Origin of the sequence: Streptomyces sp. SudanB52_2052, assembly GCF_964272415.1 — a bacterium.
GTDB classification, from domain to species: domain Bacteria; phylum Actinomycetota; class Actinomycetes; order Streptomycetales; family Streptomycetaceae; genus Streptomyces; species Streptomyces olindensis.
Genome location: NZ_OZ186796.1, coordinates 6,813,673 through 6,828,671, shown reverse-complemented (window position 1 = coordinate 6,828,671; position 14,999 = coordinate 6,813,673). Strand labels below are relative to the sequence as shown.

General features: G+C 71.6%; 13 protein-coding genes. 3 read left to right on the top strand and 10 right to left on the bottom strand.

The window, feature by feature from the left end; genetic code table 11:
• Positions 1–7 precede the first annotated feature (7 nt).
• The gene (locus ACSUPV_RS30535; RefSeq protein ID WP_436948942.1) at positions 8–766 is read left to right on the top strand and encodes a transcriptional regulator; all 759 of its coding nucleotides are present in this window, start codon (positions 8–10) and stop codon (positions 764–766) included.
• Positions 767–770: 4 nt separating this feature from the next.
• On the opposite strand, the gene pyk is transcribed toward ACSUPV_RS30535, so the two are convergent.
• Positions 771–2,207, bottom strand: a complete 1,437-nt coding sequence (gene pyk / locus ACSUPV_RS30530) for a pyruvate kinase (protein WP_382610999.1) — start codon at positions 2,205–2,207, stop codon at positions 771–773.
• A gap of 166 nt (positions 2,208–2,373) precedes the next feature.
• Entirely contained in the window at positions 2,374–3,093 is a 720-nt protein-coding gene (locus ACSUPV_RS30525; protein ID WP_031115654.1) for an SIMPL domain-containing protein, read from the bottom strand.
• Between the two features lie 164 nt (positions 3,094–3,257).
• Here ACSUPV_RS30525 and ACSUPV_RS30520 point away from each other — a divergent pair, with 164 nt between their 5' ends.
• On the top strand, positions 3,258–5,066 hold the full coding sequence (locus tag ACSUPV_RS30520; RefSeq protein ID WP_031115655.1) for a bifunctional metallophosphatase/5'-nucleotidase: 1,809 nt from the start codon (positions 3,258–3,260) through the stop codon (positions 5,064–5,066).
• Positions 5,067–5,096: 30 nt separating this feature from the next.
• On the opposite strand, the gene ACSUPV_RS30515 is transcribed toward ACSUPV_RS30520, so the two are convergent.
• From ACSUPV_RS30515 to ACSUPV_RS30490, 6 genes are all read right to left on the bottom strand, one after another.
• Positions 5,097–6,539 (bottom strand): lysine N(6)-hydroxylase/L-ornithine N(5)-oxygenase family protein, encoded by a 1,443-nt coding sequence (locus ACSUPV_RS30515; protein WP_436948941.1) that lies wholly within the window; start codon positions 6,537–6,539, stop codon positions 5,097–5,099.
• On the bottom strand, positions 6,536–7,936 hold the full coding sequence (locus tag ACSUPV_RS30510) for a pyridoxal phosphate-dependent decarboxylase family protein (RefSeq protein WP_382611007.1): 1,401 nt from the start codon (positions 7,934–7,936) through the stop codon (positions 6,536–6,538). Before ACSUPV_RS30510 ends, ACSUPV_RS30515 begins: the two co-directional genes overlap by 4 nt.
• Before the next feature lie 209 nt (positions 7,937–8,145).
• Complete coding sequence (pepN, locus tag ACSUPV_RS30505) at positions 8,146–10,659, bottom strand: aminopeptidase N (RefSeq protein WP_436948940.1); 2,514 nt, start codon at positions 10,657–10,659, stop codon at positions 8,146–8,148.
• Between the two features lie 67 nt (positions 10,660–10,726).
• Complete coding sequence (locus ACSUPV_RS30500) at positions 10,727–11,278, bottom strand: response regulator (protein WP_031115659.1); 552 nt, start codon at positions 11,276–11,278, stop codon at positions 10,727–10,729.
• Between the two features lie 127 nt (positions 11,279–11,405).
• The gene (locus ACSUPV_RS30495; protein WP_031115660.1) at positions 11,406–11,756 is read right to left on the bottom strand and encodes a chorismate mutase; all 351 of its coding nucleotides are present in this window, start codon (positions 11,754–11,756) and stop codon (positions 11,406–11,408) included.
• Positions 11,757–11,801: 45 nt separating this feature from the next.
• Positions 11,802–12,254, bottom strand: coding sequence for a GNAT family N-acetyltransferase (locus ACSUPV_RS30490; RefSeq protein ID WP_436948939.1), 453 nt, complete (start codon positions 12,252–12,254; stop codon positions 11,802–11,804).
• Positions 12,255–12,378: 124 nt separating this feature from the next.
• Between ACSUPV_RS30490 and ACSUPV_RS30485 the strand changes: the two genes are divergently transcribed.
• The gene (locus ACSUPV_RS30485; protein WP_037757135.1) at positions 12,379–13,266 is read left to right on the top strand and encodes a hypothetical protein; all 888 of its coding nucleotides are present in this window, start codon (positions 12,379–12,381) and stop codon (positions 13,264–13,266) included.
• Between the two features lie 13 nt (positions 13,267–13,279).
• Here ACSUPV_RS30485 and ACSUPV_RS30480 read toward each other — a convergent pair whose 3' ends face one another.
• Positions 13,280–14,185, bottom strand: a complete 906-nt coding sequence (locus tag ACSUPV_RS30480; protein ID WP_436948938.1) for an SDR family oxidoreductase — start codon at positions 14,183–14,185, stop codon at positions 13,280–13,282.
• Entirely contained in the window at positions 14,169–14,945 is a 777-nt protein-coding gene (locus tag ACSUPV_RS30475) for an SDR family oxidoreductase (protein WP_382611013.1), read from the bottom strand. Before ACSUPV_RS30475 ends, ACSUPV_RS30480 begins: the two co-directional genes overlap by 17 nt.
• Between the last annotated feature and the right edge of the window lie 54 nt (positions 14,946–14,999).

Below are 14,999 nucleotides of genomic sequence, written 5' to 3'. Positions count from 1 at the left end.
TGGCCACATGTACGACCTCAGCACACGCAAGCGAGCGCTCGCACTGGTGGCTCAAGGCCGCAGTCTGAACTCGGTGAGCCGGGAGACAGGCATCTCTCGGGCTGCGATCCGCTCCTGGCGGGACCGCCTTGAACCGCTGCCCCGTATGGCGCCTCCGGAGCCCGAACCGCCCGCCGACGAGTGCCAGTACGCCTACCTACTGGGCCTTTATCTCGGCGATGGTTGCATCAGCTGCCATCCTCGCGGCACCGGCTATTACCTGAGAATCGCGTGCGCAAACTCTTGGCCCGGTCTGATCGAAGCATGCGAGATTGCCATGCGCGCCATCAACCCGAGCGGGTGCGCCTCTCGCACTCAGGCGCAGGGATACGTCTCAGTGGTCAGCTACAGCAGGCACTGGCCGCACCTCTTCCCCCAGCACGGCCCCGGCAAGAAGCACGAACGCCGTATCGCCCTGGAACCCTGGCAGCAAGCCATCGTCGACGCGCACCCCTGGGAGTTCATCCGGGGGCTCATCCACTCCGACGGCTGTCGGATCACCAACTGGACGACCCGCATGGTCGCCGGCGAGCGTAAGCGCTACGAGTATCCCCGGTACTTCTTCACCAACGTCTCCGAGGACATCCGGCGGCTCTACACCGACACCCTCGACAAGCTCGGTGTCGAGTGGACGCACTGCACCCGCAACGGCAACCCGTTCAACATCTCCGTCGCCCGCAGAGACTCCGTCGCCCTCATGGACGCCCACGTCGGGCCCAAGTACTGACGTCCTACTTCGGGGCGTCGTCCTCGCCGATGTGGTGAACGCGGACCATGTTCGTCGAGCCCGAGACCCCGGGCGGGGAGCCGGCCGTGATGACCACCGTGTCGCCCTTGGCGCAGCGGCCGTAGCGGAGGAGGAGTTCGTCGACCTGGTCGACCATCGCGTCCGTGGAGTCGACGCACGGTCCGAGGAAGGTTTCCACGCCCCAGGTGAGGCTGAGCTGGGAGCGGGTCGCCTGGTCGGGGGTGAAGGCCAGAAGGGGGATGGGTGAGCGGTAGCGGGAGAGGCGGCGGGCCGTGTCGCCGGACTGGGTGAAGGCGACCAGGAACTTCGCGCCGAGGAAGTCGCCCATCTCCGCGGCCGCTCGGGCGACCGCGCCGCCCTGGGTGCGGGGTTTGTTGCGCTCCGTCAGGGGCGGCAGGCCCTTGGCCAGGATGTCTTCCTCCGCCGCTTCGACGATGCGGGCCATCGTGCGGACGGTTTCGACGGCGTGTTTGCCGACGCTGGTTTCGCCGGAGAGCATCACCGCGTCGGTGCCGTCGATGACGGCGTTGGCGACGTCGGAGGCCTCGGCGCGGGTGGGGCGGGCGTTGTCGATCATCGAGTCGAGCATCTGGGTGGCGACGATGACCGGTTTGGCGTTGCGCTTGGCCAGTTTGATCGCGCGCTTCTGGACGATCGGGACCTGTTCCAGTGGCATTTCGACGCCGAGGTCTCCGCGGGCGACCATGATGCCGTCGAAGGCGGCGACGATGTCGTCGATGTTCTCGACGGCCTGGGGTTTTTCGACCTTGGCGATGACGGGGAGGCGGCGGCCTTCCTCGTCCATGATGCGGTGGACGTCCTGGATGTCGCGGCCGCTGCGGACGAAGGAGAGGGCGATGACGTCGAAGCCGGTGCGCAGGGCCCAGCGGAGGTCGTCCTCGTCTTTTTTGGAGAGGGCGGGGACGGAGACGGCGACGCCGGGGAGGTTGAGGCCCTTGTGGTCGGAGATGACGCCGCCCTCGACGACGGTGGTGCGGACGCGGGGGCCGTCGACCCGGGTGACTTCGAGGCAGACTTTGCCGTCGTCGACGAGGATGCGTTCACCGGGGGTGACGTCGTCGGCGAGGCCGGCGTAGGTGGTGCCGCACATGTGGCCGTCGCCTTCGGCGCCGTCTTCGACGGTGATGGTGAAGGTGTCGCCGCGTTCAAGGAGTACGGGGCCTTCGGTGAAGCGGCCGAGCCGGATTTTCGGGCCTTGAAGGTCGGCGAGGATGCCGACGCTGCGGCCGGTCTCGTCGGCGGCCTTGCGCACCCGGTGGTAGCGCTCCTCGTGCTCGGCGTGTTCGCCGTGGCTGAGGTTGAAGCGGGCCACGTCCATTCCGGCGTCGACCAGGCCTTTGATCTGGTCGTAGGAGTCGGTGGCGGGCCCAAGGGTACAGACGATCTTTGCTCGGCGCATAGGTCCGAGCCTATGAGTTACCGGTGGGTAGAGAATTGGTCGAGCGTGACTACTCAACAGACTTTGCGTGAAGCGTTATTGACAAGTGTTGAATTGTGCAGTGGGGCGCTCCGATGAGCACCCCGAGGGGAATTCGGTCGTGTTTTCGGAATTCGCTCCGGGGGGCTTACAGCCGCGGCGGCACCATCGTGAAGCGGGCGTTGATCTGGGCGTGGACGCGCTGGCGTTGGGGTTCGAGGTCGAGGGGGGCGGCGGGGGCGCTTTCGGCGGCGGCGCCGTAGGCCGCGGAGCGCATGCGGCCGGGTGCCTGGGGGTAGGCGGGCGGGCTGCTCTCCGCGCCGATGTCGGCGAGTTCGACGAGGGCGGAGAGGGTGGTGCCGAGGGCTTCGGCGTATTCGCGGGCGCGTTGGACGGCTTCCGTCACGGCCTTCTTGCGGGCTTCGCGGTGGGCGGGTGAGTCGGGGCGCAGGGCCCACCAGGGGCCGTCGACGCGGGTGAGGTCGAGGTCGGCGAGGCGGGTGGTGAGTTCGCCGAGGGCGGTGAAGTCGGTGAGTTCGGCGGTGACGTGGACGCTGCCGTGGTAGGTGCGGACGCGTTCGCCGCGGCCGTGCTTGGTGAGTTCGGGGGTGATGGAGAAGGCGCCGGTCTCCAGGCGTTCGACGGCGTCGCCGTAGGACTTGACGAGGTCGAGGACGCCGGCGTTGCGGCGGGTGAGGTCGTCGAGGGCGGAGCGGCGGTCGCGGCCGCGGGCGGCGACGGTGATGCCGATGCGGGCGATCTCGGGGTCGACTTCGAGGCGGGCCTCGCCGCGGACGGCGATGCGCGGGGCGTCGGGTGTGCCGTAGGGGACGGCGGGCTGGCTGGCATCTCCGGCGGGCGTGGTCATACGCCCCACTCTGTCATGTCTTGGCTGGCCGGAGGCCTGGAGTCGGCGATCCCGAGTCATCTAATCGCAACCTGCCGGGGCTGTTGCTGCCGGTCATGAACGGGTCAGAATCTACGCGCGTTATCTACGCGCGTTGTTCACCGTGTCCCCGAGGAGTGCCAGCCATGCCGCTGAACCGCCGGAAGTTCCTGGAGAAGTCCGCCGTGACCGGGGCGGGGGTGGCGCTGACGGGTGCGGTCGCGGCGCCGGCTGCGCAGGCGGCCGAGACATCGGGTGCTGCCGGGCGGCGCGCGAAGCGGTACGCGTTCACGGTGATGGGGACGACGGACCTGCACGGCAACGTCTTCAACTGGGACTACTTCACGGACGCCGAGTTCGACGACAAGGCCCACAACGACGTCGGCCTCGCGAAGGTCTCGACCCTGGTGAACCAGGTCCGTGAGGAGAAGGGCCGCCGCAACACGCTGCTCATCGACGCGGGCGACACCATCCAGGGCACGCAGCTGTCGTACTACTACGCCAAGGTCGACCCGATCACCGCCGAGGGCGGCCCGGTGCACCCGATGGCGCAGGCGATGAACGCCATGGACTACGACGCGGCGGCGCTCGGCAACCACGAGTTCAACTACGGCATCCCGGTGCTGCGGAAGTTCGAGCAGCAGTGCCGCTTCCCGCTGCTGGGCGCCAACGCGCTGGACGCGAAGACGCTGCGCCCGGCGTTCCCGCCGTACAGCATGCACCGGCTGCGCACGCCGTTCGGGCGGGACGTGAAGGTGGCGGTGCTGGGGCTGACGAACCCGGGCATCGCGATCTGGGACAAGGCGAACGTGCAGGGGAAGATGACGTTCCCGGGTCTGGAGGAGCAGGCGGCGAAGTGGGTGCCGAAGCTGCGGTCGATGGGCGCGGACGTCGTCATCGTCTCGGCGCACAGCGGCTCGTCGGGGACGTCGTCCTACGGTGACCAGTTGCCGTACATCGAGAACGCGGCCGGGCTGGTGGCCGAGCAGGTGCCGGGCATCGACGCGATCCTGGTCGGGCACGCGCACACGGAGATCCCCGAGTACTTCGTGACGAACAAGGAGACGGGCAAGCAGGTCGTGCTGTCGGAGCCGCTGAAGTGGGGGCAGCGGCTGACGCTGTTCGACTTCGAGCTGGTGTGGGAGAAGGGCTGCTGGAAGGTCGAGAAGGTGGGGGCGCAGGTCCTGAACTCCAACACCGTGGAGGAGGACCCGGAGATCGTGCGGCTGCTTCTCGACGAGCACGAGAAGGTCGTGGCGTACGTCAACCAGGTCATCGGCACGAACGCGGCGGAGATGACGTCGGCGGAGGCGCCGTACAAGGACGTGCCGATCATCGACCTGATCAACCACATCCAGGCCGACACGGTGAGGCAGGCGCTGGCGGGCACGGAGCACGCGGCGCTGCCGGTGCTGTCGCAGGCGGCGTGCTTCTCGCGCAGTGCCCGGATCCCGGCGGGCGAGGTGACGATCCGGGACGTGGCGGGCCTGTACGTCTTCGAGAACACGCTGGAGGCGCGGCTGATGACGGGTGCGCAGATGAAGGCGTACCTGGAGTTCTCGGCGAACTACTTCGTGCGGACGGCGCCGGGCGCCGCGGTGGATCCGGCGAAGCTGACGAACGCGAACGGCACGCCGGACTACAACTACGACGTGGTGAGCGGTCTGTCGTACGAGATCGACATCGCGAAGCCGGCCGGGTCGCGGGTGACGAACGTGCGGTTCGAGGGGCAGCCGCTCGCGGACGACGCGCGGTTCGTGTTCGCGGTGAACAACTACCGGGCCAACGGCGGCGGGAACTTCCCGCATGTCGCCGCGGCGCCGCTGCTGTGGTCGAACTCGGACGAGATCCGCAACACCATGATCGCCTGGGTGAAGGCGAAGGGGTCGATCGACCCGGCCGAGTTCGCCGCGGTGGACTGGAGGCTCACGCGGGAGGGCACGCCCGTCTTCTGAGCCGCGTGCCGCCTGGAGCCGCGTCCTTCGTCACCTTCGGTCGTCGACGAGCGGGGTCAGGGCCGGTGCCTCGCGGGGCGACGGAACCTGCTGCCGCTGGGTGAGGCCGAAGGTGGTGAAGGCGGTGCGGCGCGGGAGTCGGTAGGCCTCTCTGCCGGTCAGGGAGTTGAGGATGATCGCGCCGCGCCAGGCGGCGAGGCCGAGGTCGGGGGCGCCGATGCCGTGGGTGTGGGTCTCGGCGTTCTGGACGTACACGGTGCCGGTGACGGAGGGGTCGAGGACGAGCCGGTAGTCCTCGTCGACGCGTGGCCGTTCCTGGCTGTCGCGGCGCATGTAGGGGTCGAGGCCGGCCAGGACGCGGTCGAGGGGGCGTTCGCGGTAGCCGGTGGCGAGGACGACGGCGTCGGTGGTGAGGCGGGAGCGGCTGTCCTGTGTGGCGTGTTCCAGGTGCAGTTCGACCTTGGTCGTGGCGACGCGGCCGGCGGTGCGGACGCGGACGCCGGGGGTGAGGACGGCGTCGGGCCAGCCGCCGTGCAGTGTGCGGCGGTAGAGCTCGTCGTGGAGGGCGGCGATGGTGCCGGCGTCGATGCCCTTGTGGAGTTGCCACTGTCCGGTGACGAGCCGGTCGCGGGCGGACTCGGGCAGGGCGTGGAAGTAGCGGGTGTGGTCGGGGGTGAAGTGCTCCAGGCCGAGCTTGGAGTACTCCATGGGTGCGAAGGCCTCGGTGCGGCCCAGCCAGTGCAGTTTCTCGCGGCCGGCGGGCCGGTTGCGGAGCAGGTCGAGGAAGATCTCGGCGCCGGACTGTCCGAGGCCGACGACGGTGACGTGCTCGGCGGCGAGCAGGACGGCGCGGTGGTCGAGGTAGTCGGCGGCGTGCAGGACGGGCACGCCGGGGGCCTCGACGAGGGGCTTGAGGGGTTCGGGGACGTAGGGCTCGGTGCCGATGCCGAGGACGACGTTGCGGGTGTAGGTCCGGCCGAGGGCCTCCGCTTCGCCGTCGGTGTCGAGCTGCGTGAAGTCGACCTCGAACAGGTCGCGTTCGGGGTTCCAGCGGACGGCGTCGACCTGGTGGCCGAAGTGCAGGCCGGGGAGGTTCTCCGAGACCCAGCGGCAGTAGGCGTCGTACTCGGCGCGCTGGATGTGGAAGCGCTCGGCGAAGTAGAAGGGGAAGAGCCGCTCGCGGGACCGGAGCCAGTTGAGGAAGGTCCAGGGGCTGGTGGGGTCGGCGAGGGTCACCAGGTCGGCGAGGAAGGGAACCTGGATGGTGGCGCCCTCGATGAGCAGGCCGGGGTGCCAGGCGAAGGCGGGGCGCTGGTCGTAGAAGGCGGTGTCGAGGTCCCCGAGCGGGTGGGCGAGCGCGGCGAGGGAGAGGTTGGCGGGGCCGATGCCGATGCCGACGAGGTCGCGGGGGGCGTCGGGCTCGTGGTGCGGGTGGGGTGTCGGGGTGGGGTCTGGGGTCGGTGGGGGGTTCATCGGGGGGTGTGTCCTTCCGCGAGTGTCGCTCGGCGCGCTGCCACGAGGTGCAGCAGGGCGGCCAGGTCGTCGGGCCCGGTGGCGGGGTTGAGGAGGGTGGCCTTGAGCCAGAGCCGGCCGTCGAGGCGGGCCCGGCCGAGGACGGCGCGGCCGTCGGTGAGGAGGGCGCGGCGTACGGCGGCCACGGTGGCATCGGTGGCGCCGGCGGGTCGGAACAGCACGGTGCTGATGACGGGCCGGGCGTGGAGGTCGAAGCCGGGGTGTGCCTGGACGAGGGCGGCGAACTCGCGGGCGCGGGCGCACACCTGGTCGACGAGTGTGCCGAGGCCGCGGCGGCCGAGGGTCTTGAGGGTGACGGCGAGCTTGAGGACGTCGGGGCGGCGGGTGGTACGCAGGGAGCGGCCGAGGAGGTCGGGCAGGCCTGCCTCGGTGTCGTCGGTGGCGTTCAGGTAGTCGGCGTGCTGCCGCAGCGCGGTCAGGTCGTGTGCGTCCTTGACGGCGAGGAGGCCTGCGGCGACGGGCTGCCAGCCGAGTTTGTGCAGGTCGAGGGTGACGGTGTCGGCGGTGTCGAGGCCGGTGAGGCGGTGCCGGTGCCGGTCGCTGAAGAGGAGGGCTCCGCCGTAGGCGGCGTCGATGTGCAGGCGGGCGCCGTGGGTGGTGCAGCGGGCGGCGATCTCGGGCAGCGGGTCGATGTGTCCGGCGTCGGTGGTGCCGGCGGTGGCGGTGACGAGGAGGGGGCCGGGCAGACGGGTGAGGGCCGCGTCGAGCGCGGTGGGGTCGAGTGTGCCGGTCGGGGCGGGTACGACGACGGGTTCGGGCAGTCCGAGGAGCCAGGCGGCGCGTGGGAGCGAGTGGTGGGCGTTCGCGCCGACCACGAGCCGTACGGTGCCGCCGCACGCTTCCCGGGCGAGGAGCAGGGCGAGTTGGTTGGACTCGGTGCCGCCGGTGGTGATGACGGAGTCGGGGGTTCGGCTCTGTCCGGGGCCGTAGATCTCCGTGGCCAGTGCCGCGGTGACCCTCGCCTCCAGTTCCGACGCGGCCGGGGCCTGGTCCCAGGAGTCGAGGGACGGGTTGAGGGCGGAGGCGGCGAGGTCGGCGGCGGTGGCGACGGCGAGGGGCGGGCAGTGGAGGTGGGCGGCGCACCGGGGGTGTGCCGGGTCGGCGGCGCCCTCGGCGAACGCGTGGACCAGGGTGCGCAGGGCGTGTGGGTCGCCCTGGTCGGGCAGGACCTCGCCCACCGCCTGCCGAAGACGCGCGGCGACGGCCTCAGGCCCGCCCGCCGGCAGCGGCCCGCCCCGTGCCCGGGCGCCGGCGTCCAGCGCGTCGAGCACGGCGTCGAGCAACGGGCGCAGGGCGTACGGGCCTTCGGGGCCTGAGGCGAGGGGCGGCGTGCTCATGGGCTGTCCTCCGGGGCGCGGGGCGGCACGCCCGAATAGCCCAACGACGGGACCCGGGAGGAGGTACTTCCGCACGGGAAAAAGGCTGTGAAGCCGCCCGGCTCGGCGCTCCCGGACGCGGCCCGGTCGCGGGGGGCGGGGCCGGGAGCCCGGACACGGCCGGGGCCCGGACGAATCCCTCAGGGCCCGCCCACCAGCGCCCTCACCCCCTAGACGTCCTGCGTCTCCTGGTCGCTCCGGTTTCGCTGGACCCGCAGTGCCCGTGCCAGGTCGTCCAGTTGGTCGACGAGTTTGCGGTGCAGGGCCGGGACAGGGTTCGCGTTGCGCAGGCACTCCTCGCCGAGGCGGAGGGTGTCCGCGTCGACGGCGTGGGCGGGGAAGGCCCAGCGGCCGGCGGCTTCGGCGATGGCGGGGCCGCGGCGGTCGGCGACGGCGACCGCGTCGGCGTAGTAGCGCGGCACGTACTCCCGCACCAGGTCGGCCTGTTCCGGCTGCCAGAAGCCGGCGGCGGTGGCGGTGAAGAGGTAGTTGGAAAGATCGTCGGAGGCGAACATGGCATCCCAGGCGCGGGATTTGGCCTCCGGGTCGGGCAGCGCGGCCCGGCAGCGGGCGGCGCCTTCCTGGCCGGTGGCGCTCGGGTCGCGCTCGAGCTCGGCGGCGATGGCGGCCTCGTCGGTCGCGCCGAGCACGGCGAGCCGGGCGAGGACGCGCCAGCGCAGCTCGGGGTCCAGCTCCGGGCCGCCGGGGACGGTGCCGTCGGCGAGCCAGGCGGCGATGGTGTCGGGGTGGGCGGCGACGTCGATGCGGTGGCGTACGGCGATCAGGCGCAGGCCGGGGTTGTCGCCGTCCTCGGTGCGGCGGATGAGGTCCCGGCACAGCTCGGACAGGGTGGCGAGGGCGGCGGGCCGCTCCTCGGGGGTGAGGTAGCGGTCGGCGATGTGCGTGGCGGCGAAGGCCAGCACGCCCTGGACGATGGCGAGGTCCGTCTCCAGGGGGAGGTGGGTGCGCGCGGTCTCCAGGTAGGCGGTGGGGGCGAGTTCGCCGTCGCGGACGGCGTCGCGCAGGGCGTTCCAGACGACCGCGCGGGTGAGCGGGGTGGGCAGGCCGGACAGGTCCTTGCGGACGGTCTCGAAGGACTCGGGGTCGAAGCGGACCTTTGCGTAGCTGAGGTCGCCGTCGTTGAGGAGGAGCAGGGCCGGGCGCTTGCCGATGGGGTGGGCGCCGTCCTGCGGGAGGTCCAGGTGGAGGCGTTCGCGCAGCGCGAGGTGGCCGCCGTCGTCGCCGAGGTCCCGGTCGTACAGGCCGACGGCGATGCGGTGCGGGCGGCTGCCGGCGCGGTCGACGGTGAGGGCGCAGGTGCCGTTGTCTCCGGGGGCGACGCGCGGGGTGAGGGTGTCGACGCCGGTGGTGCGCAGCCAGGCGTCGGCCCAGGCGTGGACGTCGCGTTCGGTGGCGCTCGCGAGGTTGTCGATGAAGTCGGCGAGGGTGGCGTTGGCGAACTTGTGCCGGGCGAAGTGGTTGTTGATGCCGGCGAGGAAGTCCTTCTCGCCGAGCCAGGCGACGAGTTGCCGCAGGGCACTGGCGCCCTTGGCGTAGGAGATGCCGTCGAAGTTGAGCAGCGCTGAGGCGGTGTCGTCGACGGCTTCGGGGGCGACGGGGTGGGTGGAGGGGCGCTGGTCGGCGTCGTAGCCCCAGGACTTACGGGTGACGCCGAAGTCGGTCCAGGTGTCCGTGAAGCGGGTCGCCTCGGTGAGGGTCTGGTAGCCCATGTACTCGGCGAAGGACTCGTTGAGCCAGATGTCGTCCCACCACTTGAGGGTGACGAGGTCGCCGAACCACATGTGGGCCATCTCGTGGGCGACGACCATGGCGCGGGTCTGGCGCTCGGTGTCGGTGACGGCGGAGCGGTAGACGAACTCGTCGCGGAAGGTGACCAGTCCGGGGTTCTCCATGGCTCCGGCGTTGAACTCGGGGACGAACGCCTGGTCGTAGGAGTCGAAGGGGTAGGGCTCGTCGAACTTCTCGTGGTAGCGGTCGAAGCAGGCTCGCGTGACGTCGAGGAGTTCGTCGGCGTCGGCGTCCAGGTAGGGGGCGAGGGAGCGGCGGCAGTGCAGGCCGAAGGGCAGGCCGCGGTGCTCGGTGCGCACGGAGTGCCAGGGGCCGGCGGCGACGGCGACGAGGTAGGTGGAGATGAGCGGGGTGGGGGCGGCCTGCCAGAGGCCGTTCCCGGTGTGCCGGGTGATGCCGTTCGCGAGGACGGTCCAGTCCTCCGGGGCCTGCACGGACAGCTCGAAGACGGCCTTCAGGTCGGGCTGGTCGAAGGCGGCGAAGACGCGCTGGACGTCGTCCAGGAAGAGCTGCGTGTAGACGTAGGTCTCGCCGTCGGTGGGGTCGGTGAAGCGGTGCATGCCCTCGCCGGTGCGGGAGTAGCGCATGTCCGCGTGCACGCGCAGTTCGTGCTCGCCGGCGGTGAGGTTCTTCAGGGGCAGCCGGTTGCCGTCCAGGGTTTCCGGGTCCAGGGGTTGTCCGTCGAGGGTGACGGAGCGCAGCTCGGCGGGCTTGACCTCGACGAAGGTGTCCCCGTCCGAGCGGGCGCTGAACCTGATCGCGGTGCGGGAGCCGAAGGTGTCGTCGCCGCTGGTCAGGTCGAGTTCGATCGTGTAGCGGTGGACGTCGAGGAGCTCTGCTCGGGTCTGCGCTTCGTCGCGCGTCAGTACGGACATGCAGGACATGCTGCCTGATGGCACGGGCAAGGCACAGAGGCGGATCGGTACGTGCCCAATGTCCGGTCTATGTGCGGTCTTTTTCGAGCTCCCCGGCGTGCGCCCCCATGGGTCGCTGGGTCGGTACGCGGGCGTCCGGGTGCGGCAGGGCGGGGCGCGGGGGGTGCGCGGTGATCTCGGTGTGCTCCCGGACGACGGAGCGCAGCCGGCGCACCTCGCGCTCCAGGGCGAGGTGGCGCCGGTGGGTGTCGTAGAGGTAGCGGACCTTGGTGCGCAGGGCCCAGGGGTCCACGGGTTTGAGGACGAGGTCGGCGACGCCGAGTCCGAAGGCGGCGGTGGTCAGTTCGTGGTCGGCGCCGAAGCCGGTGAGCAGGATGACGGGGATGTGCTGGGTCTGTTCGACGCGCCGCATGTAGCGCACGACCTCGAGGCCGCTGACGCCCGGCATGCGCACGTCGAGCAGGAGCAGGCCGACCTGGCCGCGGAGGACCTGCTTGAGCGCCTCGTCGCCGCTGGTGGCCCGGCCGAGCTGGTAGCCCAGCGGGGCCAGGGCGCTCTCCAGCGCGTAAAGCGTGTCCTCGTGGTCGTCGACGATGAGGATCCTGGTATCCGACGGCATGGCCCGACGCCCCTCCCTCGTGGAGGACCAGAGTAGTCCGGGACACTGACGCGCAGTGCTCGTCAGCTGACATGCTGTGCACAGCGCAGCATGCACCGCCCGGGCCGCCGTGTCACCACCCCCGAGGTCAGTTACCGGCGGTCGCGGAGCCGTTGAGTGCCTCGTCGGCGATGCGTTCGTGGTGGCGGATCACCTCGGCGACGATGAAGTTGAGGAACTTCTCCGCGAAGGCCGGGTCCAGTTTGGCGTTCTCGGCGAGGGCGCGCAGCCGGGCGATCTGGCGGGCCTCGCGCGCGGGGTCGGCGGGCGGCAGCTGGTGGCGTGCCTTGAGGTGGCCGACCTGCTGGGTGCACTTGAAGCGCTCGGCGAGCATGTGGACGACGGCCGCGTCGATGTTGTCGATGCTGTCGCGCAGCCGTGCGAGTTCCTCGCGGACGGCGGGGTCGACGTCACCGGTGGCGGTGTTGCTGGTGGTCATGGGGGTTCAGCGTAGAGGGCGGAGGCCGGGCGGCCGCGGGGTGTCTCACGCATCGGCCGGGCCGAGCCGCTTGTGGAAGTAGACGTCCTCGTGGCCGCCGGGCACGCCTTCGATGCGGGCCCGTTCCCGGTAGCCGAGCCGCGGGTAGAAGCCGGGGGCCTGGAAGCTGTACGTGGAGACGATCATGTCCGTGCAGCCGCGCCGGGCGGCCTCGGTCTCCGCGGCGCGCATCAGGCGGCTGCCCCAGCCGGCGTGCCGCTGGTCCTCGCGCACCCAGAGCATGTCCACCGAGCACAGGCTGCCCCAGGTCCAGGCGGTGAGGCCGCCGACCAGGTCGCCGGTCGTGTCGGTGGCGCGGACGGAGAGGGATTCGGTGGGGGCGCCGTCGGTGGCGGCGGTGTTGAAGGCGGTGAGTTCCTCGTCGAGCCACTTCTCGAGGTCGTCGTCCTGGCCGCCCACCTGGAGCGCGGTGTCCACGGAGCGCTGTTCACTGGTCACGGTCCGGATTCTGCCGGCGGTCCCGGGGGCGGACGACCGGTTTTCGCCGCGGCGGGGCCCGTCCGCGGCGCGGCGCGCCCTCGTACAGTGGAACCGGGTTCCAGGGGCGTCTTGGGGGTGAGGCGTGGCCAACGACGGGCCGGTCGAGCACGGCTACCCGCATCTGGAGACGGTGCGGGCCGCGATCACGGCGCTGTACAGGCGGCTGTCGTACGACACGATCCAGACGTTCGCGACGAGTGTGCTCCCCGCCGACGTGGCGTTCGCCGACACCGACGACCTGTATCTGGGGGCGCAGCGGGTGGCGCGCGAGCTGGTGCGGCACTACCGGTTGCCGGACGCCCGGCTGATCGTGAGCTTCCGGGAGATGCGGCACGCGGCGAACGTCGAGCTGGCGGCCGGGCCGGAGTACTTCGTGGAGTTGAACGACCGGTTCCGTACGCATCGGCGGGACATCGGGGCGGCCCTCGCGCACGAGGTGATGCACGTGTACCTGCACCGCCTGGACCTGTCCTTCCCGGGTGTCCGGGACAACGAGATCCTGACGGACACGGCGACGACGTACCTGGGTGCGGGGTGGCTGCTGCTGGACGCGTACCGGGAGGACGGGGCGTCGTCGCAGAAGCTGGGGTATCTCACGCCGGAGGAGTTCGGGTACGTGCTGGCCAAGCGGGCGCTGGTGTTCGGGGAGGACCCGTCGGTGTGGTTCACCAGTCCGCAGGCGTACACGGCGTACGTGAAGGGCAGGGAGCTGGCCCGGCGTGACGGGCAGCAGCCGCCGTTGACCGCGGCGGGGTGGGCGGGGCGGCGGAGGTACGCCAGGGACCGGCGGCACGCGTCGGCGGGGCCGCCGCAGCCGGGGGTGCGGTACGCGTTCTCCCCTGACGGGGGCGGCCGGTTGCGGGTGTCGTTTCCCTGTCCCACGTGTCATCAGCGGATCAGGGTGCCGGTGCGGGGGCGTGTGCGGGCGCGGTGTGCGTTGTGCCGGAGTGTGCTGGAGTGCGACACGTGATCGGTGCGCGCTCTCATGCCCCGTAGACGGCCCCCGGCGGTTCCGCTTGCGCCAGGAGCCTGCGGGTCCGCTCCCCCGCCTCCGCCGGGCACCACCGCGCGCCCTTGTCGGCGCTCGGCCCCCGCCGCCACCCCTCCATGACCGTGATCCGGCCCCCCTCCGCTTCGAAGACCCGGCCCGTCACCCCGGCGCTCGCGGCCGAGCCCAGCCAGACCACCAGGGGGGAGACGTTGTCGGGGGCCATCGCGTCGAAGCCGTCGGCGGGGGCCGCCATGGTGTCGGCGAAGGTGTGTTCCGTCATGCGGGTCCGGGCGGCGGGGGCGATGGCGTTGGCCTGGACGCCGTAGCGGCGCAGTTCGGCCGCGGCGACCAGGGTCAGGGCGACGATCCCGGCCTTGGCGGCGCTGTAGTTGCCCTGCCCGACCGAGCCGAGCAGGCCGGCTCCGCTGCTGGTGTTGACGATCCGGGCGTCGCGCCTGCGGCCCGCCTTGGCCTCGGCCCGCCAGTGGGCGGCGGCGTGCTTCAGGGGCAGGAAGTGGCCCTTGAGGTGGACGCGCACGACGGCGTCGAAGTCGTCCTCGTCGAGGTTGACGAGCATCCGGTCGCGCAGGAAGCCCGCGTTGTTGACGAGGGTGTCGAGCCGGCCGTACGTCTCCAGGGCCGTGGCGACGAGCGAGGCGGCGCCCTCGGTCGTGGCGATGTCGCCGCCGTGCGGCACGGCCTCGCCGCCCCGCGCGCGGATCTCCGCGGCGACCCGGGCGGCGGGGCCGTCGGGTTCGGGGGTGCCGTCGAGGCCCACGCCGAGGTCGTTGACGACCACCAGCGCCCCCTCGGCCGCGAACGCCAGGGCGTGGGCCCGGCCGAGCCCGCGGCCCGCGCCCGTGACGACGACGACCCGCCCCTCACAGATTCCGCTCATGTCGGCTCTCCTTGTCGGCGACAGGCCCGGGGCCGGGGTGCGCCGCGTCCAGGAACGCCGGCCGCTCTCCGCCCCCGTGCACGAGCAGGCTCGCCCCGCTGATGTACGCGGCGGCGTCGGACGCCAGGAACACCGCCGCCGCGCCCACGTCGGACGGCTCGGCGAGACGGCCCAGCGGGACCGTGCGGGAGACGGCGGCGATGCCGTCCCGGTCTCCGTAGTGGAGGTGGGACAGTTCGGTGCGGACCATGCCCACGACGAGGGTGTTGACCCGGATGTGGGGCGCCCACTCCACGGCCATGGAGCGGGCGAGGTGCTCCAGGCCCGCCTTGGCTGCGCCGTAGGCGGCGGTACCGGGTGAGGGGCGGCTGCCGCTGACGCTGCCGATCATGACGATGGCCCCCTGGGTGTGCCGGAGATGCTCGTAGGCGGCGAGGGACACGGTGAGCGGGGCGAGGAGGTTGAGTTCGACCACGCGCGCGTGCCGGTCCGGGCCGGCCTCGGTGAGCAGCCGTGGGGGTGCGCCGCCCGCGTTGTTGACGAGGACGTCCAGCCGGGGCAGGGCGGCGAAGAAGCGCCGGACGGCCTCGGTGTCCCGGACGTCCAGCGGCATGAACTCGGTTGCGGGGTCCGGGACGTCCGGGGGGTGGCGGGCGCAGACGACGACGCGGGCGCCGGCCCGGGCGAGGGCACGCGCGATGCCGGCGCCGACGCCCCGGGTCCCGCCCGTGACGACGGCGACCTTCCCGTCCAGCTCCATCCGCTGCTACCTTCCACCTAACAAACGTTTGGTGGAAAGGTAGCTGATGCGGCC

What these genes read in the sequence shown, in the direction of transcription:
- ACSUPV_RS30535 (WP_436948942.1), top strand. Translation starts at nt 8, where the DNA reads ATGTACGACCTCAGCACACGCAAGCGAGCGCTCGCACTGGTGGCTCAA.
- pyk (WP_382610999.1), bottom strand. Translation starts at nt 2,207, where the DNA reads ATGCGCCGAGCAAAGATCGTCTGTACCCTTGGGCCCGCCACCGACTCC.
- ACSUPV_RS30525 (WP_031115654.1), bottom strand. Translation starts at nt 3,093, where the DNA reads ATGACCACGCCCGCCGGAGATGCCAGCCAGCCCGCCGTCCCCTACGGC.
- ACSUPV_RS30520 (WP_031115655.1), top strand. Translation starts at nt 3,258, where the DNA reads ATGCCGCTGAACCGCCGGAAGTTCCTGGAGAAGTCCGCCGTGACCGGG.
- ACSUPV_RS30515 (WP_436948941.1), bottom strand. Translation starts at nt 6,539, where the DNA reads ATGAACCCCCCACCGACCCCAGACCCCACCCCGACACCCCACCCGCAC.
- ACSUPV_RS30510 (WP_382611007.1), bottom strand. Translation starts at nt 7,936, where the DNA reads ATGAGCACGCCGCCCCTCGCCTCAGGCCCCGAAGGCCCGTACGCCCTG.
- pepN (WP_436948940.1), bottom strand. Translation starts at nt 10,659, where the DNA reads ATGTCCGTACTGACGCGCGACGAAGCGCAGACCCGAGCAGAGCTCCTC.
- ACSUPV_RS30500 (WP_031115659.1), bottom strand. Translation starts at nt 11,278, where the DNA reads ATGCCGTCGGATACCAGGATCCTCATCGTCGACGACCACGAGGACACG.
- ACSUPV_RS30495 (WP_031115660.1), bottom strand. Translation starts at nt 11,756, where the DNA reads ATGACCACCAGCAACACCGCCACCGGTGACGTCGACCCCGCCGTCCGC.
- ACSUPV_RS30480 (WP_436948938.1), bottom strand. Translation starts at nt 14,185, where the DNA reads ATGAGCGGAATCTGTGAGGGGCGGGTCGTCGTCGTCACGGGCGCGGGC.
- ACSUPV_RS30475 (WP_382611013.1), bottom strand. Translation starts at nt 14,945, where the DNA reads ATGGAGCTGGACGGGAAGGTCGCCGTCGTCACGGGCGGGACCCGGGGC.